Origin of the sequence: Rosettibacter primus, assembly GCF_036860675.1 — a bacterium.
Taxonomy (GTDB): Bacteria; Bacteroidota; Ignavibacteria; order Ignavibacteriales; family Melioribacteraceae; genus Rosettibacter; species Rosettibacter primus.
In genome coordinates, this window is record NZ_JAYKGK010000009.1 from 51,487 (window position 1) to 71,983 (window position 20,497).

The 20,497-nt window shown below is 29.5% G+C and carries 14 protein-coding genes and 1 pseudogene; 10 read left to right on the top strand and 5 right to left on the bottom strand.

Annotation, left to right across the window (positions count from 1 at the left end; translation table 11 throughout):
• Positions 1 to 7 precede the first annotated feature (7 nt).
• Together VJY32_RS11320 and VJY32_RS11325 are read right to left on the bottom strand one after the other, a co-directional pair.
• Positions 8 to 1,171 carry a hypothetical protein gene (locus VJY32_RS11320; RefSeq protein ID WP_353678027.1) on the bottom strand — a complete coding sequence of 388 codons (1,164 nt, stop codon included), beginning with the start codon at positions 1,169 to 1,171 and terminating at the stop codon, positions 8 to 10.
• A gap of 1 nt (position 1,172) precedes the next feature.
• Complete coding sequence (locus tag VJY32_RS11325) at positions 1,173 to 1,763, bottom strand: RNA polymerase sigma factor (RefSeq protein ID WP_353678028.1); 591 nt, start codon at positions 1,761 to 1,763, stop codon at positions 1,173 to 1,175.
• A 201-nt stretch (positions 1,764 to 1,964) separates the two neighbouring features.
• On the opposite strand from VJY32_RS11325, the gene VJY32_RS11330 reads away from it, so the two are divergent.
• The 5 genes from VJY32_RS11330 (at position 1,965) to ppk1 (ending at position 7,933) form a co-directional block, all read left to right on the top strand.
• Positions 1,965 to 2,306, top strand: a complete 342-nt coding sequence (locus tag VJY32_RS11330; protein WP_353678029.1) for an STAS domain-containing protein — start codon at positions 1,965 to 1,967, stop codon at positions 2,304 to 2,306.
• A gap of 61 nt (positions 2,307 to 2,367) precedes the next feature.
• Positions 2,368 to 3,636: an adenylosuccinate synthase gene (locus VJY32_RS11335; RefSeq protein WP_353678030.1), complete on the top strand. Its 1,269-nt coding sequence runs from the start codon at positions 2,368 to 2,370 to the stop codon at positions 3,634 to 3,636.
• Positions 3,637 to 3,670: 34 nt separating this feature from the next.
• A complete protein-coding gene (locus VJY32_RS11340; RefSeq protein WP_353678031.1) occupies positions 3,671 to 4,879 on the top strand; it encodes a sensor histidine kinase in 1,209 nt (402 codons plus the stop codon).
• Between the two features lie 307 nt (positions 4,880 to 5,186).
• Entirely contained in the window at positions 5,187 to 5,684 is a 498-nt protein-coding gene (locus VJY32_RS11345) for a deoxycytidylate deaminase (RefSeq protein WP_353678032.1), read from the top strand.
• A 95-nt stretch (positions 5,685 to 5,779) separates the two neighbouring features.
• A complete protein-coding gene (ppk1, locus tag VJY32_RS11350) occupies positions 5,780 to 7,933 on the top strand; it encodes a polyphosphate kinase 1 (protein ID WP_353678033.1) in 2,154 nt (717 codons plus the stop codon).
• A 62-nt stretch (positions 7,934 to 7,995) separates the two neighbouring features.
• Here the strand turns inward: ppk1 and feoB are convergent.
• The 3 genes and pseudogenes from feoB to VJY32_RS11365 all read right to left on the bottom strand — a co-directional run bounded on the left by feoB (position 7,996) and on the right by VJY32_RS11365 (position 11,895).
• Positions 7,996 to 10,221 (bottom strand): annotated as a pseudogene (feoB, locus tag VJY32_RS11355) (ferrous iron transport protein B).
• A gap of 1 nt (position 10,222) precedes the next feature.
• The gene (locus VJY32_RS11360) at positions 10,223 to 11,221 is read right to left on the bottom strand and encodes a metal-dependent transcriptional regulator (protein WP_353678034.1); all 999 of its coding nucleotides are present in this window, start codon (positions 11,219 to 11,221) and stop codon (positions 10,223 to 10,225) included.
• Positions 11,222 to 11,226: 5 nt separating this feature from the next.
• A complete protein-coding gene (locus VJY32_RS11365) occupies positions 11,227 to 11,895 on the bottom strand; it encodes a metal-dependent transcriptional regulator (RefSeq protein WP_353678035.1) in 669 nt (222 codons plus the stop codon).
• Positions 11,896 to 12,092: 197 nt separating this feature from the next.
• On the opposite strand from VJY32_RS11365, the gene apbC reads away from it, so the two are divergent.
• The 5 genes from apbC to smc all read left to right on the top strand — a co-directional run bounded on the left by apbC (position 12,093) and on the right by smc (position 20,494).
• Entirely contained in the window at positions 12,093 to 13,187 is a 1,095-nt protein-coding gene (apbC, locus tag VJY32_RS11370) for an iron-sulfur cluster carrier protein ApbC (protein WP_353678036.1), read from the top strand.
• A gap of 16 nt (positions 13,188 to 13,203) precedes the next feature.
• Positions 13,204 to 13,455: a NifU family protein gene (locus VJY32_RS11375; RefSeq protein ID WP_353678037.1), complete on the top strand. Its 252-nt coding sequence runs from the start codon at positions 13,204 to 13,206 to the stop codon at positions 13,453 to 13,455.
• 34 nt (positions 13,456 to 13,489) lie between these two features.
• Complete coding sequence (gene tpiA / locus VJY32_RS11380; protein ID WP_353678038.1) at positions 13,490 to 14,248, top strand: triose-phosphate isomerase; 759 nt, start codon at positions 13,490 to 13,492, stop codon at positions 14,246 to 14,248.
• 86 nt (positions 14,249 to 14,334) lie between these two features.
• Complete coding sequence (locus tag VJY32_RS11385) at positions 14,335 to 16,890, top strand: glycoside hydrolase family 2 TIM barrel-domain containing protein (protein ID WP_353678039.1); 2,556 nt, start codon at positions 14,335 to 14,337, stop codon at positions 16,888 to 16,890.
• 10 nt (positions 16,891 to 16,900) lie between these two features.
• The gene (smc, locus tag VJY32_RS11390; RefSeq protein ID WP_353678040.1) at positions 16,901 to 20,494 is read left to right on the top strand and encodes a chromosome segregation protein SMC; all 3,594 of its coding nucleotides are present in this window, start codon (positions 16,901 to 16,903) and stop codon (positions 20,492 to 20,494) included.
• Positions 20,495 to 20,497: the final 3 nt, after the last annotated feature.

Genomic DNA, 20,497 nt, shown 5'->3' on the forward strand with positions numbered 1-20,497 from the left:
ACTCATTTTAGTCTCTAATTGGTTTTTTATATTTCCTTGTGGATTTATAAACTGAATCTGAATATTTCTTTTCTAATTGTTTACCCAAGGAATCCATCTTTTTGCCAAATTCTTCCCAATCTTTCTGCTTTGCTGCCATTTCAAGTGCTTTGTTAACAAATTCAATTGGATTTTCAAAATTAAGTTGAATTTCATCTTTCAACTCATGCTTTTGCTTTTTCAGCAACCTCTCTTTTTTGTTAATATCTTCCAAAAATTTATTAACAACTTTTACATTTATACTCTCTTTAATTACTGGCATAATATCATTTAATTCAATCGGAATGGTTATCTTAATATTATTCGAATCTACACTCGAAAAATATTTTGGAACTTTTTTATTCCTTTTATTGAGCGATAATTCAATATTAATCTCTTTCAATTTTTTATCAATAACATGCGACTCGATATTACCATCTAAATCTAATTTTATTTTGTTTGTATCAAAATTAAATGATTTTTTAAAAATTGTATCTGGTGTAATAAAAATATACTTATTATCAGGCTGCATTTTTGATAATGAAATTATCTCCTTAAAATTTATATTCTTTGGTATGTTCAACCTTTTGTCAGCCAAATTACGATTTATTTTCACAAGGTAATTTATTAAATCAGCTGTAATAATTTTTTGCAGTTCTGCAAGTTTTGGATTAATTGCAATTGTTTTGTTATCATTCATCAGGATTGATAAAGATATTTCTTTTTTATAAGAATTAAGAATAGAATCAACTTTTTCCTTTTCATTTTCATTTAATTCCATGTATTCGACAAACTTTTTATAATTCTCTGTGTTTTTATTGTATGGAATTTTTTTTATTTCAAAAACTTGTTGATTATTGCCTTTATCAGAAACTATGAGCACTTTATCATTTTTTTTATCTACAGGAATAGTTCTATACAAAGCAAAATTAAATACATCCTCATTCGTAATTTGAGAACTTGAGAAAATTGGCCTTAGATTTTCCATATAAAACGAAATTAAATCTTTTTTCCCCTTTTCTATTAAATCACCAACATTATCTTTATTATGATGAAAAAAAATCATTAACAAAATTGTAAGAATAATAATTGGTAAAATCGGCAGATATTTTTTCAGGAATGATTTTTCAATATTTTCACTTGAATTTTTCACATCAAAGTTTCCATTCTTTCTGATATGGTTCAAGAATAATTTTTAAGCTTTCACGAGCTCTAAATATTCTTGATTTAATAACACCTACCTCAGTACTAAGCTGTTCAGCAATTTCTTTGTAACTTAATCCATCAATGTCTCTAAGAATTAATGGTATTTTCAACTTCTCCGGCAATTTATCAATTGCTTTTCTTACAAGCTGTGGAATATCAATATTTTCTGAAAATGGACCTGTTGGATATTCTCTATCAGAATCTCCAAGTGGAACAAAAATACTTCTAACTTTTTTCTTTCTTAAAAAGTCTCTGCATTTATTAATTGTTATTCTATATAACCATGTAGTAAATTTCGATTCGAATCTGAACTCTTTTAATTTGTGATAGACACTAATAAAAACTTCTTGAGAGATATCATCAACATTTTCAGCATCCCCAAGAGTAATAAAGACCAGATTACGCACTTTTTCTCTATGTTTAATAACAAGTGTTCTGAATACAGACTCATCTCCAGCAATAAAATTTTTTATTAATTCAAAATCTTCGTCTTCAACATTTGATATTTTGGACTTTTCTTTATATTCTTCTAAAGTCATGATTTTAGACGGTAAATAAAAATAATGTTTTATGAATAAAAAAAATTTTCTTAAACTCTATCATGGTAAATAAAATTATTTTATTTTTACAATAAGATTCAATAACTTAACTACCAATATAAATATTTGTTAATCATTATATCCAACTGTAACAATAAATTGTATTGAAAATAAAGGAATAAATAATCTTCGGGAGAAATTATGAAAATAAAAACTTATGAAAAATACGGAGCTGTTGTAATTGAGCTCAAAGGAAATGTAATGGGAGGTCCAGAAGCTCAGGAATTCAGTGATCTCTTACACAAACTCTTGGATGAAGGCAAAAAAAATGTTGTTGTCGATTTAGCTGACTGTAAATTTATGAACAGTTCAGGTTTAGGTATGCTAATAAGTGGATATACAACGATGAAAAATGGCGGAGGTTCTTTGAAGTTGGCTAACGCTACCGAGAAAATCGAAAGCCTTTTAGTTATTACAAAATTAATAACAATATTTGAACACTATTCATCAGTTGATGAAGCAGTAAAAAGCTTTAGTAACTAATAATTAACTCCGGAATTTTCCGGAGTTTTTTTCCTTCCTATCAATTTAACAGGAGTTAATAATGAGTGTTACCATTGTCGTTGGAAGTCAATGGGGAGACGAAGGTAAAGGTAAAATTGTCGATATACTTTCTGAAAGATATGATATCGTTGCAAGATATCAAGGCGGTGCTAATGCAGGTCATACAGTCCAAATTGGAGATAAACAATACATTCTTCATCTTATCCCTTCAGGGATTTTAAGAGAAAATGTTATCTGTGTTATTGGAAACGGAGTAGTTATAGACCCAAAAGCATTGCTTGAAGAGATTGAACTTCTTGAAAGTAATGGAATAAATATTAAAGGAAGATTATATATCAGTCACAACGCTCATCTAATAATGCCTTATCACAAACTTCTTGATTCTATTAGCGAGAGTGGCGCTACAAGAATTGGAACAACGGGAAGAGGTATTGGACCGTGTTACATAGACAAATATGCAAGAAAAGGAATCAAGATTGTTGACCTTTTAGATAAATCTGTTCTTGAAGAAAAAATAAAATTTAACTTAGAAGAAAAAAATACACTGCTTAGAAAAGTTTACAATCATGAAGAACTGGATGTAAATGAAATTATCAAAGAATATCTTGAATTCGATAAAAAAATTGACCAGTACATTACAGATGTTCCTACATATTTGAATAATGCAATATCAGAGGGTAAATCTATCTTACTTGAAGGGGCACAAGGAACTTTGCTTGATATAGATTTTGGAACTTATCCTTATGTAACTTCCTCAAATCCAACATCAGGAGGTGCTTGCACGGGCACAGGAATTCCTCCAACAAAAATTATGTCCGTAATTGGAATCGTAAAAGCTTATACAACGAGAGTAGGATTTGGACCTTTTCCTACTGAACTTACAGATGAAGAAGGTGAACAATTAAGAAAAGTAGGTGCAGAATATGGAGCAACTACAGGAAGACCTCGCAGATGCGGCTGGTTTGATGCTTTCCTCTTAAATTATTCAAGAATGATTAATGGAATTGAAAGAGCTGCAATTACAAAACTTGATGTTCTTAGTTTCCTCGAAGAAATTAAAGTTTGCGTTGGTTATGAAATAAATGGTAAAAAATTAAAAACTTTTCCTACTGATGTAAATCAGTTAATGAAAGTAAAACCAATTTATGAAACTTTACCTGGATGGAAAAAGAACATAAGCAATGTTAAATATTATGATGACCTCCCCAGCGAAGCTAAAGATTATTTGACCTTTATTTCTGAACAAAGTGGTTTTGAAATAAGCATAATTTCTGTTGGACCAAGTCGTCAACAAACTATAGAACTCTAAGTTATTTCTAATTATTTATTAAAAAAGTATATCTATGAAAATCTTCAGAGGCTCACTTGCCTTGAAATTAAAGATAATGTTGCTTATCATCGGTACTCTAATTGCATTAGGGACATGGTTTTATACACAAAGTCTAGTTAATAAATTACAAAAAAGAGAAAAAGAAATTGTTGAATTATATGCTAAAAGTCTTGAATACATAACAAGCACAAGTTCACCAGAAACAGATTTAACATTTATTTTTCAAAATGTAATTCAAAGAATTGATTTCCCTTTAATTTTAACTGACGAGAATAATGAATTAATATCAACTGAAGCGGGGATTGGTTACAAAAATATTGATATCAAAAAAGGATTATCTCAAAAACAAATCAAAAAAATATTAAGAGATAAATTAGAAGAATTATCAAGCAAACACTTGCCGATAAGTGTTAAAACTCCTGATGGAAAAGTAATTCAATACATTTATTATGGTGATTCTGAGATAATTGAAAAGTTAAAATACTATCCGTATTTACAAATATTATTTGCAATATTTTTTCTTTTAATTGCATACTCAAGTTTCAATTACATTAGAAAAAATGAACAAAGCAGTATCTGGGTTGGGATGTCGAAAGAGACAGCTCATCAATTAGGTACCCCTATCTCAAGTTTACTAGGTTGGAATGAAATATTAAAGATGAATTTTGATAATCCCGATAAAGTTCTTGATGTAGCTGAAGAAATTAAAAATGATTTGAATCGATTAAATAAAATTGTCACACGATTTTCAAAAATTGGTTCCCTGCCAGAATTAAAAGAAGAATCACCATATGAAATTATTCAAAAAATAATTCACTATTTTGAAAGACGAATTCCACAACTTGGTAAAAATGTAACTCTTTCAGTTAGGGGTGATAAAGATGTAAAAGCAAAAATAAATGCTGAATTGTTTGAATGGGTAATAGAAAATTTAATTAAGAATGCACTCGATGCAATTGAAAACAAAGAAGGTAAAATAGAGTTCAATATTGCATCTTCGAAAAAATTAATTAGTATTGAAATCTCAGACACTGGAAAAGGTATAGAGCATAATAAACGGAAAGAAATTTTCAAGCCGGGTTATTCAACAAAAAGAAGGGGCTGGGGTTTAGGTTTAAGTCTTTCTAAGAGAATCATTGAAGATTATCATAAAGGGAAAATTTTTGTAAAAGAATCAATTGTAAATAAAGGAACAACTTTCAAAATATTATTAAAACGATAATGCCTTTAATAATAAAATAAATCAATTAGTTTTTTAAATTTGTTTTATTAAAGAATTATTAACCTTTTAATTTATTTTTAAAGAGAAAATTTTTTCCTTTGCATTTTGTAGATGATTATTTATATTTGCAATAGAAATATCCCTTGACACGAAGGAATTGCCCTCGTTCCTGAGTGTCTATAACCCTCCTAATAGAAGCATATCGAACTGGTATGGTGTCGCCCTCAGCCATACCAGTTTTTTTTTATCTTATGAGATATTATTTTTATGGATTAATAATCTGTTTATCATTTACTGGAGAATCATAATGTCTAGTTACCAAAAGAAAAGACCCTCGTGGGATGAATATTTCTTAAAAGTAGCAATGCTTGTTTCCGAACGCGCAACCTGTCCTCGTATGCATTGCGGTTGTGTAATCGTTAAAGACAAACAAATTTTATCAACGGGCTACAATGGTTCTATACCTGGAGATGAGCATTGTGAAGATGTAGGCTGTATGATAGTTGATAATCATTGTGTTAGAACAATTCATGCTGAAATGAATGCTCTTCTTCAATGTGCTTTACATGGTGTAAGCACACAAGGAGCTACTGCGTATATTACAAATATGCCTTGCACGAATTGTGCAAAAGCTCTTATTGCTGCAGGTATTAAAGAAATTGTAATATTTTCTGATTATCATGATACATTAGCTGAAGAATTTTTTGCAAGAGCTAAAGTAAACATAAAAAGATTGCCCATGCCTGATAAAGAAATTAATTACGATTTAGAAAATTATTCTTCAGCTAAAAAATCAAACAAATAGATTTTTTGATGTTTATAAATTTTGATTGCTTAGGAATAAACTTTACTGTAAATAAATTTTAAAAACAGTATATTCATTTTAAAATTTTATTAAATATGAAGATTACAAAAGAAAACTTACAGAAATATTTTAAACCACAATATTTTTTAAATCGTGAATTAAGTTGGCTGGAATTTAATAGAAGAGTACTTGAAGAGGCTCTCAATCCTAATCTACCCTTATTAGAAAAAATTAAATTTATCTCAATCTTCTTTTCAAACCTTGATGAATTTTACATGATTCGTGTTTCGGGACTTAAAGAACAAATAAGAGCAAAAGTTTATGAGGCATCAATAGATGGCTTAACTCCAATTGAACAGCTTCGTCAAATTGAAAGTATATTAAAACCAATGTTAAATCAAATTTATGATTACTGGAACAATTACATAATTCCTGAACTTAGAAAAAATAAAATTTTTATTTGCGATATTGATGAACTTACCAAAGAAGAAAGAGAAGGATTAAATAAATATTTCATAAAAGAAATTTATCCCGTTTTAACACCATTAGCATTTGACCCGGGAAGACCATTCCCTTACATTTCAAATCTTAGCTTGAGCTTTGCTATTTTAATTAAAAATCCAAAAGGTGAAAAACATTTTGCAAGAGTTAAAGTACCTAATATATTACCCCGTCTTTTAAGAATTGATAAAATAATTAAAACAAAATCACTTAATTCTAACGGTGTTATCAAATTTGTATGGATTGGAGATTTAATCAAATCTAATCTTAATATGCTTTTTCCTGGTCTTGAGGTTCTTGAAGCATACAGATTCAGAATTACAAGAAATACCGATCTTGAAATTCAGGAAGACGAAGCCGATGATTTACTGCAATTAATTGAAGAAAATATTCGTCAAAGAAAATTTGGTTCTGTAGTTCGACTTGAAGTTGAAAAACAAATGCCTGATTATATGATTGATACATTAATTGAAAATCTCGAAATCACACGGGAAGATTTGCATATAATTGATGGCACTTTAGGTTTAAGTGATATAATGCAGCTTTACGATTTATCTATGCCTCATTTAAAAGATAAACCTTTTTATCCTGTAACACCTTTAATTTTTGATGAAGAAGAAAATATATTCTCTCTTATAAGCAAAAAAGATATTTTAATTAATCATCCGTACGAATCGTTCACTCCAGTTGTTGATTTTATTAAAGAAGCATCTCGTGACCCTGATGTTCTTGCTATAAAACAAACTTTATATCGTGTTGGCCAGAATTCCCCAATAGTAAAATATTTAATTGAAGCTGCTGAAAGGAAAAAACAGGTTGCAGTTTTAGTTGAATTAAAAGCAAGATTTGATGAAGAGAATAACATTTACTGGGCACGTGAACTTGAAAAAGCTGGTGTTCATGTTGTGTATGGTTTGGTAGGACTAAAAACACATGCCAAAATGACACTCGTTGTTCGCAAAGAAGCAGAAGGCGTTAAAAGATATGTTCACTTATCAACGGGAAATTATAACATCGAAACAGCAAAAATCTATACAGATATTGGTCTATTCACAACAGATGAAGAAATATGTGCGGATGTTTCAGAAATTTTTAATTATCTAACCGGATATTCAGAACAAAAAGAATATAGAAAATTATCTGTTGCTCCAATTAATAAAAGACAAACATTTCTTGAATTAATTGAAAGAGAAATTAAAAATGTAAAAAATGGTGGGAAAGGATATTTAATATTCAAACTCAATTCACTTGTAGACCCACTTTTAATAGCAGCATTATATGAAGCTTCTCGTAATGGTGTTAAAATTGACTTAATAGTTAGAGGTGTATGTTGTCTAATTCCTCAGATACCTAATTTAAGTGAAAATATAAAAGTAATAAGTATTGTTGGAAGATTCTTAGAACATAGCAGAATTTACTATTTTTACAATAATGGTAATGAAGAAATATACTTAAGCAGTGCTGATTTAATGCAAAGAAACTTAGACCGAAGAGTTGAAATTACTTTTCCAGTAAAAGACCTTGAGCATAAAGAATTTCTAAAAAAACATATTTTAGATACATGTCTGAAAGATAATGTCAAAGCAAGAGTTTTGCTTCCAACAGGAAAATATGTTTTTAATCACCCTGTTTATACAGAACCAATTTTAGACCATCAAGAATACATGATGCAACTTGCAATTTCTAATTCGAAAAAAACAATTACTCCTGAAATTAATAATGTAAAAAGTATTAGAAAAAGTTTATAGATTATCAATTCTGAGTAAATGATTTTAGAAAGTAATTAGGTATCCAAACGAATCATTAAAACTTATCCAAATAAGAACCAAATTCTTGTAACAATAAAACAAACTGAGATTCCTAAAATAATTGGAAGAAAGGTAGAAATTAATGCCCACTTAATGCTATTCGTTTCTTTATAGATTGTAAATATTGTCGTTGAACAAGGATTATGAAGTAAACTAAATAGCATCAAATTAATTCCTGTTAAAGTGGTCCAGCCACCCGCTTGTAATAAAGCAGCTACATCAGAAATATTTTCCAGTTCAAACATAACACCCGCTCCTGCACCTACACCTGAAATTTTTGTTGTTAATACTGTAAGCATCAATACTGTGGGTATTACAATCTCGTTTGCAGGTATTGCAATAATATATGCAAGAATAATTACACCATTTAATCCAATCAAAACAGCTGCCGGATTAATCCAGTTAATAAAATGTTCTGCCAGACTGATATTATTTATATTAATATTTGCTACAAGCCAAATTACTGCCCCGGCAGGCAATGCAAAAACTACTGCTCTCCACAAAACAAATATAGTTCTATCAATCAATGATGTATAAAGAATTTGTAAAATTTTGGGAGGACGATATGGAGGTAATTCCAGACTGAAGGCAGATGCTTCTCCTTTTAAGATTGTTCTCGATAAAAACCATGAGACAATCAAACTAAAAACAATTCCTAATATTGCAATACCTACAACAGAAGCAGCTGAAATTAATCCTGCTAAATAAGGGGGCGCTAGACTTCCTAAAAAAATAGAAGCAATTAAAATTTGTGTTGGCCATCTCCCATTACATAGAGAAAAATTATTTGTAATTATTGCTATTAATCTTTCACGAGGACTATCAATTATTCTGGTTGCTATTACACCTGCAGCATTGCAGCCAAAACCCATACTCATTGTCAACGCTTGTTTTCCATGAGCTCCTACTTTTTTGTAAAGACTATCCATATTAAATGCAACTCTTGGCAAAAAACCAAAATCTTCCAAAAAAGTAAACAAAGGGAAAAATATTGCCATTGGCGGAAGCATAACACTAACTACCCAAGCCATTGCAAGATAAGCTCCATCAATTAATACCCCGCTTAGCCACCATGGAAAATGTAAATCGAACGCTATTCCTTTAAGGAAAGGATGGACTGTGTCAACGAGTAACAAAGAAATCAATTTTGATGGATAATTTGCCCCTACAACCGTAAGCCAAAATACAAATGCAAGAAGCAAAAACATTATTGGGAAACCAGTCCATTTACTTGTAACAATTTTGTCTATGAATCTATCAAAGTCAAATTTTTGCTTATCTCCTTTTTTAGATATAACTTTTTGAGCAATTTCTTCTGCATTTTTGTAAATAGATTCTATAATTAAATCATGCAATCCATCTCCAAATTGCCATCTAAGCTTATTTGCAGTTTCAATTAAATTTTCTTTATCCATAATCAATTCACTCCATGTTTATACTGAAATATTTTCTGATAGCTTTATGGTTCCTATTTCACCTGAACGAACTGCATCAATAATTCTTTGGTCTCCTTCAAGTAAACGTAATGCAATCCATCTTGTATTATTAATGTTGGGAAATAATTCTTGAAGTTTTTTATCAAGTTCCTCTACTGCATGTGTAAGTTTATGAAAATCATTTGTTACCCTGAATGGTCTGCAAACATAATTTCCTGCAGCAACTTCATAAATCATTTTTAATAATTCAGAAATGCCAATTTTTTCCCTTGCAGCTGCTGGTATTACAGGTATTCCCAATTTTTTTGATAATAATCTATCGTCAATTTGAATGCCGTGACGTTCTGCTTCATCTATTAAATTCAAACACAATACAGCTCTATCAGTAATTTCTAAAACCTGGAGAACAAGATTAAGATTTCGTTCCAATCTTGTTGCATCCACAACAATCACAGTTACATCAGGTTGACCAAACAAAATAAAATCACGAGCAATTTCTTCATCTGTACTTGTTGAAAGCAGAGAATAAGTTCCTGGCAAATCAACAATTTTAAAGCGTTTATTCGCATAAATAAAGCCACCTTCTGCTCTGCTTACAGTTTTACCAGGCCAATTTCCAGTATGCTGTTTTAATCCAGTAAGGTTATTAAATACTGTGCTTTTACCAGTATTTGGATTTCCTGCCAGAGCAACAACATAATCATAATCAGTCATATCAATTCCAAGCTTAATAAGATGATTCAAATTATGAGCGGGACAATTAGCACAATTTTTATCTAATTCTTTTTCCATTTCAATTTACCTCTTTAATAAAAATATAATCAGATTGATTTTTACGTAGTGCTATTAATGTATCTCTTACTTCATATGCAACGGGGTCTTTACCAATGCTTTCAAGCACAGCTTTGATTTTTGTGCCCGGAACAATTCCTAAATCTAATAATCTCCTTCTTTGTTGACCTCTCAATACTCCTGATAAACTCGAAATAACCGCTGTCTCTCCAACTTTTAATTCTGATAATGGCTTAATTGATTCTTTAACAAAAATTTCTTCTTCAATTTCTTTTACACTGATATTTTTTGCTTCTGTAAAGTTTAATAAAATTTTCCTGCCTTCTGTTTCTATTAAGATATCATTACCAGAATTCTTAAGTACATGCAATTGCATTCCCGGATAAATTCGATATGCAGTTAATGCAGAAAAAATTTCTTTGGGTTCATCCTCAATATGAATAATCTGAGCAAATGTGTTTTCTTTTAGTTCATTAAGTAATTTGCTTTTTTCTTTATGAATTATTCCATTTTCAGTTGGAATTGGGTCTCCGTGTGGGTCAATTAAAGGATTACCAAGTTCAACTGCAATTTTATTTACTTCTTCAATTTTTATTTCATGTTCTTTCTCTTCTGCTAATTTATGCCATTGTGTTCCATCAATACTTGTTTTTTCTGCGAAGTATCTTTCAAGCAATCTGTGAATTCGAATAACCTTAAGTGCATTATCCCTTCCAGAATCTGTTAATGAAATAATACCTTCTTTACTTTTTATTAAGTTTAGTTCTTCAAGTCGATTAATTAGTTTTTTTGCATCTTCTCTCTTTAGCGATAAAATCTTGCTTATGCTGTCAATTGTACAGAAATAAGAATTATATTCACCATCATAAAGATGTTTGAGTGTATCCTCTATTAAAATTTTTTCTTTCTGCTTTTTAATTTTTATAAATCTGTCTACTATCTTTTTTCTAAAAAGAAAAATTATTACTAAACCGATTATTAAGAAAATCATAATATTCATAAAATCTACCTCGCCTTTTTTATAAATCTTACCATAACATTCTTTGCAATCTTTTCACTAACAGTTACTGTTTTCCCGCTAAATTTAATTATCATTGATTTATCGAAAGAAACAATATCAAAAACTTCAAAAGGAGTATTAAGCACTAAACCAATTTTAGTTAAATATTTGATAAGTCTGTTGTCTGTATCATCAACTTGAGCAATTTCATAAATTTTTCCAATTTCACATGAATTCATAGGAATTAATTTAGAAATTTTAGGAAGCGTTCCATCCTTTCGAGGGATTGGATGCCCATGAGGGTCTAATTCTGGATATCCAAGAAATTCATCAATCTTATCAATCAAATAATCGGAGGTATTATGCTCAAGTTTTTCTGCTTCTTCATGAACTTCACTCCATGGAATTTTAAGAACCTCTAATAAAAACATTTCCCAGATTCTGTGCTTTCTTATAACTTTAAGTGCAGCTTTTTTCCCTTCCTTTGTAAGTCGCATACCTTTATACTTTGTATAAGAAATTAAACCTTCGTTAGCAAGCTTCTTGGCCATATCACTTATTGCAGAATTTGATATCGAAAGTCTTTCTGCAATTTTAGAAGTAGCAGCACTTTCCCCTTCAATGCTGTGAGTATAAATCAACTTTAAATAATTTTCTTTTGATATTGTTGACATAATTAAGCTTATTTTTGTAATAAAGTTAAGTAAACTTAAATATATATTCAAGTTTATTAAACTATATTTTTACATATGCTGATGATTTTGGTATTGTTAATTCCAATTAATAATTATGAACCATATTGAAATTTTTATCGTTCAATAGGTAGTGACTAAATAAATTATTATTTTTGTGTTTAAATAATGGAGCATTTATGAATTTAAGCATAGATAATATTAAAACCGCTTTAAGGAATGTAATTGACCCGGATTTGCATCGAGATATCGTAAGTCTAAATATGGTAAAAGAAATCAAAATTAATGATTCCGAGATTTACATAGACATTCAGCTTACAACACCTGCCTGCCCTTTAAAAGACAAGATTAAACAGGATTGTATTGATGAAATTAAAAAAACTTTCCCTTCAGTTGAAAAAGTAACAGTGAATATGAGTTCAAATGTTCAATCAAAAATGATAAATAAAGACTCTATTTTGCCTGGAGTAAAAAATACAATTGCAGTTGCAAGCGGAAAAGGGGGCGTCGGCAAAAGCACTGTCGCAGTTAATGTTGCTGTTGCTTTATCAAAACTTGGAGCTAAGGTTGGTTTAATTGATGCAGATATTTATGGTCCAAGTATACCTTTAATGCTGGGAATTAATAGTAAACCTCAAATTTATCAGGATACATTAACCGGGAAAATGCTTCCTCTTGAAATCTATGGTATAAAAGTAATTTCAATCGGATTTTTTATTGATGAAGATGCACCTGTAATCTGGCGAGGACCGATGGCAAGCGGTGCAATTAAACAATTCATGTCAGATGTAAACTGGGATGAGCTTGACTATTTAATTTTTGACTTACCCCCAGGAACAGGCGACATTCAACTAACACTTGTTCAAACAATCCCTTTAACTGGAGCTATTGTTGTTACTACTCCTCAAGATGTATCACTCATTGATGTAAAAAAGGCAATGCGTATGTTTCAACGTGTAAATGTTCCTATATTTGGAATAATTGAAAATATGAGTTATTTCATAGCTCCCGATTCAGGTAAAAAATATGATATTTTCGGAAATGGTGGAGGTGAAAAATTATCTAAAGAACTTTCTGTGCCTTTACTTGGACAAATACCAATCAATCCAAATATTCGTGTTAGTGGTGATTTCGGTAAACCAATAGTTTACTCCGACCCAGAATCTGAAGAAGCAAAAAAGATATTTGAAATTAGCAAGAACCTTGCAGCACAAATTAGTATAAATAATTATTCAGCAAATAATCCTAAAATCGAAATAGTTTTAGGAAATTAATTTAATTGAGGTAATTATGAGTGATACACTCAAAAACGATACTTTAAAAGAGAAGGTTGAAAAAGCACTGGAAACAATTCGGCCTTATCTTAAAGCTGATGGCGGCGATGTTGAATTAGTAAATGTTACACCAGAAGGAATTGTTGAAGTTAAATTAACTGGAGCATGTATTGATTGCCCAATGTCTCAAATGACATTAAGAGCAGGGGTCGAACGAGCATTGATTCGTGAAGTTCCTGGGATTCGCAGAGTTGAAGCTGTAAGCTGAATATTCTTATCCAATAATAAATTAGAGAGTAAAAATGCGTACAAAAGTAGTTGCTGGTAACTGGAAAATGAACAACGATATCAACTCTTCAGTTACTTTAATTAATGAAATCAAAAAAGGATTAAATCAAAAGAATCTCAATGTAGAAGTTATAATTTGTCCTCCCTTTACTTCACTTGAAACTGCAAATGTTCTTATTAAAGACACTCCTATTAAATTAGGTGCACAAAATATGTATTTTGAAACAAGTGGAGCTTTTACAGGTGAAATTTCTCCCCTGATGCTTAAAAGCGTTGGCTGCGAATATGTTATACTTGGACACTCAGAAAGAAGAACAATATTTCTCGAATCAAATCAATTAATTAATAAGAAAATTAAATCGGCAGTTGCAAGTGGCTTAAAACCAATTTTTTGTATTGGAGAAACTTTAGAGGAAAGAGAAAAAGGTGAAACTTTTAAAGTAGTTGAAACTCAAATTCGTGAAGGGCTGGCTGACTTAACAGAAGATGAACTAAAAAATTTAATTATTGCATATGAACCCGTTTGGGCTATTGGAACAGGCAGAAATGCTACTCCTGAACAAGCTGAAGAAGTGCATAAATTTATTCGTGAATTAATAACACAAATTTATTCAAAAGAATTTGCTGAAAAACTAATAATTCAGTATGGTGGAAGTGTTAAACCAGAAAATTCAAAAGATTTAATGTTGCAACCAGATATTGACGGTGCTTTGGTTGGTGGTGCCTGTCTGAAAGCAGATTCATTTATTAAAATTATTGAGTCCGCTCAATAGCGGACTTTTTTATACTTTCCTATCAAATTGATATGCCCTCTCATTTTTTATATATTTAGAGGTTTATTTTACAACATTTGTAAAAAATGAATATAAAATCAAAAATTTTATTCCTTCTTTTAACTTTAATAATAATTTATAAAAATTCCTTTTCTGAAATTAAGATTAAATCTCTTCTTTCAGAAACTGTTAAAGATTCAATTTATTATGATGTTTCCAGTACCAGAAGATTTATATTATTTAATGAAAACTGGAATGTATTTACAGAAGATAATTCAGCAAAAAAAATTACGATTTCGCTACCCTGCTCTTTTGAAGGTTCACAATCTTTAATTTTTGAAAAGAAATTTTTTATTTCTAAAGATGAATACCAAAAAAACACAATAAAAATTTGTTTTTTTGGCATATTTAATTCCATTGAGATTTCAATCAATAAATTCAACATAATAAAAAAATTTGGGGCTGAAATTCCATTCGAGATAGAACTTCCTAAAGATGTTATAAAAGCTGATGCTGAAAATTTAGTTTCGTTAAAGGTTATTTCTTACTATGATAATGAAATTACAATTCCTTTAAAATCTGGATTTTTATTCCCCAAAATTTCTGCTGGCATTTTAAGAGATGTATTTTTAGAGTTCATACCCAATACATATTTATCAGAAACCAATTATTTTTTCTCATTCCCCGAAAAACAAAATGCCGTTTATGTCAATGCCGATGTAATCATTAAAAATATCCGATTAATAAATCCATCAACAGATAAAAACGATGAGCTTCGAGTTGAAATTAATGTAAGACCAAAAAATTTTTCCGCAGTTGCCCAAAAATTCAGTTTTGTTATAAACGATAGAACTGAAATTAAAAGACAATTTCCATTCACAATTCAAAATCCTGTTTTATGGTCACCTGGGAATCCCAATTTGTATATCTTTAATATGAGTTTATATTCTGGTAATCAATTAATTGATGAGGTTAATCGAGAAATCGGAATTTTTAATTTGAAATGTAATGACAATTTATACTTGAACAATTTACCATTTTCTTTCAGAGGGACTACATACTACCTTAATGAAGCTGAATTAAATAAAATTACAGTTTATGAAAAAATTAGAAATGATTTAACGCTCATAAAAAATTCTGGATTTAATGCTGTAAGATTTGCTAAAGCTTTTCCGAATCCATATGCATTAAAATATTGTCAACGGTTAGGATTAATTGCTTTAGTAGAATTACCACTAAATTCAGTCCCTGATGAAATTTTATCAGAGAAAGAATTTCAAAACCGAGCGGAAAATACATTAAAAGAATTGGTTAATGAATACAGAAAATACTCAAATACAATAATTTTTGGTTTTGGCAGTTCATATTTGCCAAATTCATATGCCACAAAAAATTTTATTAATAATTTATCGGAAAGTATAGATAAAAAATTTTTTACTTATGCATCGTTTGTTGGAATTCCTTCAAATAATCAATTTAATATAAACTTACTTGGCATCGAACTTTATTCTTATCCACCTGAAAATATTTTACAGATTGAAGAGAAGCTGGGCAATCTTTCAAGTAAATATTTTATATGCGAAGTTAATTATCCAAACTACATTGGAAGCTCTTCAGGCTATCTTGTTAAAAACTCTTCTGAAGCACAGGGGAAATACTTTGAAAAATTTATTGAAGCCATTTCAAAAACAAATTTCAGAGGATATTTCATAAACAGTATTTTTAATTATTCCGGAAATTTTCATTCGCTCTATGGCGGCAGTAATAATTATTATAAACTTGGATTGACCGAAAACATAAGCAAAGTAAATAGTTTGCCATACAGAGTAGTTGAAGCACTGCAGAATAACAAGCAAAAAGTTACAATACCAATTGGCATCAGTAAAAGTGATAATAAATTATTTTTCATTTTTATTGCTCTTGGATTATCGTTGATTTTTGGAGTATTAATTAATTCGAGAAAAAAATTTAAAGAGGACTGCACAAGAGCATTATTCAGACCTTATAATTTCTTTGCTGATTTAAGAGACCACAGAATTTTATCAAGTGTTTTTACAATAATACTAATGTTTATTGAAATTGGTTCAATGTCTTTACTGTTTACTATTCTGCTTTATTATTTTAGAACTAATATTCTTTTAGAAAAAATCTTACTATCGTTTGGCGATAAATGGTTAATCAATTCTGTAAGTTATCTTGCTTGGAATCCGGAAGAATGTTTTCTTTATTTCTTCATTCTATTCTTTTTGAAAATTCTCGCTATAAGTTTCATAATAAAAATTGCTTCATTATTCATTAAAACAAAAGTGGACTTTTCAAGTATATATTACAGTGTTATCTGGTCATATTTCCCGTTTGTATTAATTCTTCCTGTGGAATTAATCCTTTACAAAATTTTGTTGATGAACGAATTTAATATTTATATACTTGCTTTTATTATATTTATAATGTTATGGATACTACAAAGAATTTTCAAAGGAATTAATGTATTGTTTGAAGTAAATCCTGGTAAAATATACTTCTATGGGATTTCAATTATTATAGTTACAGCAGGGATAACAATTCTTTATTTTCATCTTACAAATTCAACAATTTATTTTATTAAAAATTCTATTGAACAATATAGTTTAATATTGCAATAGCGGGGTAAAATTGTTTCTATCTAAATTAGAAATATTTGGTTTCAAGTCGTTTGCAAATAGAACTGTAATTAATTTCAATCGTGGTATTACTGGAATAGTAGGACCTAATGGATGTGGTAAAACCAATATAGTTGATGCCATTCGATGGGTTCTTGGCGAACAAAGAACTACTACACTCCGCAGCGATAAAATGGAAAATGTTATCTTCAACGGAACTCGTGAAAAAAAACCGATGGGAATGGCAGAAGTTTCTTTAACACTTGTTAATGATAAAGGAATTTTGCCTACAGAATATTCTGAAATAACAATCACCAGAAGAATATTCCGTTCTGGAGAAAGTGAGTATTTGCTTAACAAAAATATATGCCGATTAAAAGATATAACTAATTTGTTCATGGATACCGGGATTGGAACCAATGCTTATTCCGTAATAGAATTAAAGATGATTGAGACAATTTTAAGCAGCAAAGCTGATGAGAGAAGAAGATTATTTGAAGAAGCTGCGGGAGTAAATAAATATAAGCTTAGAAGGAGATTATCATTAAAAAAATTAGATGATATAAAAGCAGATCTAACCCGTGTAAATGACATTGTTTCTGAGGTTGAAAAAACAGTTCGTTCTTTAGAACGACAGGCAAAACGCGCCGACCAATACACTCAAATTCAATCAATCTTGCGCGATAAGGAACTTAATTTAGCAGAGAGAGAATTTGCTCTTTATCATGAAAAAAAACAAAATCTATCGAATGAAATCTCTTTGTTAATATCTCAAAAAGACGAAACTGATAAAGAAATTAGAAAAATAGAAAATGAATTAATTGTTTATCGCAATCAAATAAATTCAATTGAATCTGATTTAAATAAGAAAAGATTAGAAATTGCTGAATACTCAAATCAGCTTTATCAATTACAAAAATCTTTTTCTGTTTCGGAGGAAAAGTTAAATTCTCTTTCAAACAATCAAATTAGAATTGAAAAAGAAATCGAAGAGCTAAAAAGTAATATTGAAAAATATTCAGAGGCAAAAAAACAATCCGAGCAGGAGTTAGAAGAACTCAATAATGTTCTTAATGAAAAAAATATTCAGGCAAATGAATATGAAAGTATAATTTCCGAGAAAAGAGCATTACTTGAAGAAAAAAGACATGCATTAAAAAATCTAAATGAAGATAGATATTCTCTACTGAAAGAAATATCTGATAAGGAAAATATTTCTAATACTCTTAAAAAAGAAATTAAAAATCATAATGAACAAATCGAAAAACTAAATCATAAAATTTCGAACATTACAAATAGAATTGCTAAAACTGTAGGATTTATTGAAGAACTTTCTAATGAAAAAGCAGAAGCAGAAAAAAAATTAAACGATACCGGATTACAATTAGCTCTTCATCAAAAGGAAAAAGAAGAACTTGAGAAAAAATTAAATTCTCTAAAAGAAAAAGAGATTGAACAAAAAACTTTATTAGTTGGATTAAAAGAAAAAATTAATTTTTTGCAAACTCTCATTACAAATCTCGAAGGACTTTCAAGTGGTTCAAAAGTTCTCCTTGAATATAAAAGCTGGACAAACAAAGAAAAAAATATTTTTGCTGATATTGGAAATACAAAAGAACAGTATCGTTTTGCACTCGAAGCAGCATTAAAATCTGCACTCAACAATTTAATAATCGACAATATTACTGAACTTCAAACAGCAATTGAATATTTGAAAAAAAATGACCTCGGAAAAGCTTCTTTTATTTTATTGAAAAGTAACTTCAATAAAAATTTTTCTTTACTCGATAAAATCAATCAATATAGTTTTAAGAAAAAATCTAAAAAGATTGAAAAAGAAAAATCTTTTATTGGCTGGGCTAAAGATTTTGTTGAAACAACCACAGAATGGAAATCATATTTCGAACAACTGCTTTCTTCAATAGCAATAATTAATGATTTTGAAACTGCATTGATCCTATTCAAAAAATATCCTGATTTTAGTTTTGTTACACTTGAAGGCGATATTATTCAAAGCAATGGAATTATTGAAGCAGGTTCGTTACCAAAACAAGATGAAACAATTTTCGGTAGAAAACAACTTCTTGAAAATCTTAAGAATGAATATCCTTTACATGAATCACAGCTCGAAGAACTCAAATCAGATATTTCTAAGCTGGAAGAAAATATTGCATCAATAGATTTAAAAAACTTAAGTGACAAAGAAAAATTAATTGCCAATGATATTGCTAATATAGAAAAACAAATTTCGCAACTTGAATACGAAAAGAAAAAATCTGATGAAGAGATTGAAGCATCGAGAAAAGAAATTCAGGAGCTGGCAGAAAAATCAAATCTTTTAGATAATCAGCTTGAAGAAATAAATAAAAACCTCTCACTTCTCTACGAAAAACGAGAAAATCTTGATAATAGAATTAACGAATTTGAAATATCTCTTCAAACTTTTGAAGAAGAATATTCATCTTTGATTAATTCTTACAATGAACAAAAATTAGAATTGGAAAGAATTAAAGGAAGAATCAGAAATATATCTAATACAATCAATCATTATGAAAATGAAATAATAAATACACATAAAGGCATCGAAAAAAGAGAGAACGATTTATTAGCAAATAAAAAAGAAAGAGAATCACTAAAAACTTACATTGATAGTCTAAAAAATGAACTCGAAAAAATTTCTTCTCAAAAAAACATTTTGACTGAAGAAGAAAATAAAATTGAAAATGAGCTCCACAGCATTAAAGCAGAAGCTTCTAAATATGAAAATCAATTAAGAGAATTAAGAAATCAACGTCAGGAAATTTCAGATAAAATTCATTCACTTGAAATCAAAGAAAATGAAATTAATTATAGACTTGAAAGCATAGCTCAACATATAAGAGAAAATTATTCGATAGATCTTGAGTTAAAACAATTTGATGATTTACAAACATTCAACTATGAAGAAACTGCACAGGAAGTTCAAAAATTAAAAGAAAAACTTAAAAATCTTGGTCCTGTAAACCTTCTTGCTTATTCCGAATATGAAGAAGAAAAGAAAAGATTGGATTTCCTGCATCAACAGAGAGATGATTTAATTGAATCAGAAAAAGATTTAATCAAAACAATTCATGAGATTAATGAAACTGCTCAAAAACTTTTCCTTGATACATTTGAGCAGATAAGAAAAAACTTTATTAAAATTTTTCAGACACTTTTTAATCCCGAAGATGAAGCAGATTTAATACTTGAAGAAAATGTGGACCCCCTCGAAGCTAAAATTGAAATAATTGCAAAACCAAAAGGTAAACGACCAACTTCTATTGAACTACTTTCTGGTGGAGAAAAAACATTAACAGCTACTGCTTTGCTTTTTGCGATTTACCTTGTCAAACCAAGTCCATTTTGCATTCTTGATGAAGTAGATGCACCTCTTGATGATGCTAACATTGACAGGTTCACAAAGTTGTTAAAAGAATTTAGCAATGATACACAATTCATAATTGTAACTCACAACAAAAGAACTATGGAAGCTGCAGAAACTATGTATGGCGTTACAATGCAGGAAGAAGGAATTTCAAAACTTGTTGGTGTAAGATTCGAAGAAATACCTGAATATCAGGATTAAGAA

Bases quoted from the DNA above. Each gene is read 5' to 3' on its own strand.
- VJY32_RS11325 (WP_353678028.1), bottom strand. From the start codon at position 1,763: ATGACTTTAGAAGAATATAAAGAAAAGTCCAAAATATCAAATGTTGAA.
- VJY32_RS11330 (WP_353678029.1), top strand. From the start codon at position 1,965: ATGAAAATAAAAACTTATGAAAAATACGGAGCTGTTGTAATTGAGCTC.
- VJY32_RS11335 (WP_353678030.1), top strand. From the start codon at position 2,368: ATGAGTGTTACCATTGTCGTTGGAAGTCAATGGGGAGACGAAGGTAAA.
- VJY32_RS11340 (WP_353678031.1), top strand. From the start codon at position 3,671: ATGAAAATCTTCAGAGGCTCACTTGCCTTGAAATTAAAGATAATGTTG.
- VJY32_RS11345 (WP_353678032.1), top strand. From the start codon at position 5,187: ATGTCTAGTTACCAAAAGAAAAGACCCTCGTGGGATGAATATTTCTTA.
- ppk1 (WP_353678033.1), top strand. From the start codon at position 5,780: ATGAAGATTACAAAAGAAAACTTACAGAAATATTTTAAACCACAATAT.
- VJY32_RS11360 (WP_353678034.1), bottom strand. From the start codon at position 11,221: ATGAATATTATGATTTTCTTAATAATCGGTTTAGTAATAATTTTTCTT.
- VJY32_RS11365 (WP_353678035.1), bottom strand. From the start codon at position 11,895: ATGTCAACAATATCAAAAGAAAATTATTTAAAGTTGATTTATACTCAC.
- apbC (WP_353678036.1), top strand. From the start codon at position 12,093: ATGAATTTAAGCATAGATAATATTAAAACCGCTTTAAGGAATGTAATT.
- VJY32_RS11375 (WP_353678037.1), top strand. From the start codon at position 13,204: ATGAGTGATACACTCAAAAACGATACTTTAAAAGAGAAGGTTGAAAAA.
- tpiA (WP_353678038.1), top strand. From the start codon at position 13,490: ATGCGTACAAAAGTAGTTGCTGGTAACTGGAAAATGAACAACGATATC.
- VJY32_RS11385 (WP_353678039.1), top strand. From the start codon at position 14,335: ATGAATATAAAATCAAAAATTTTATTCCTTCTTTTAACTTTAATAATA.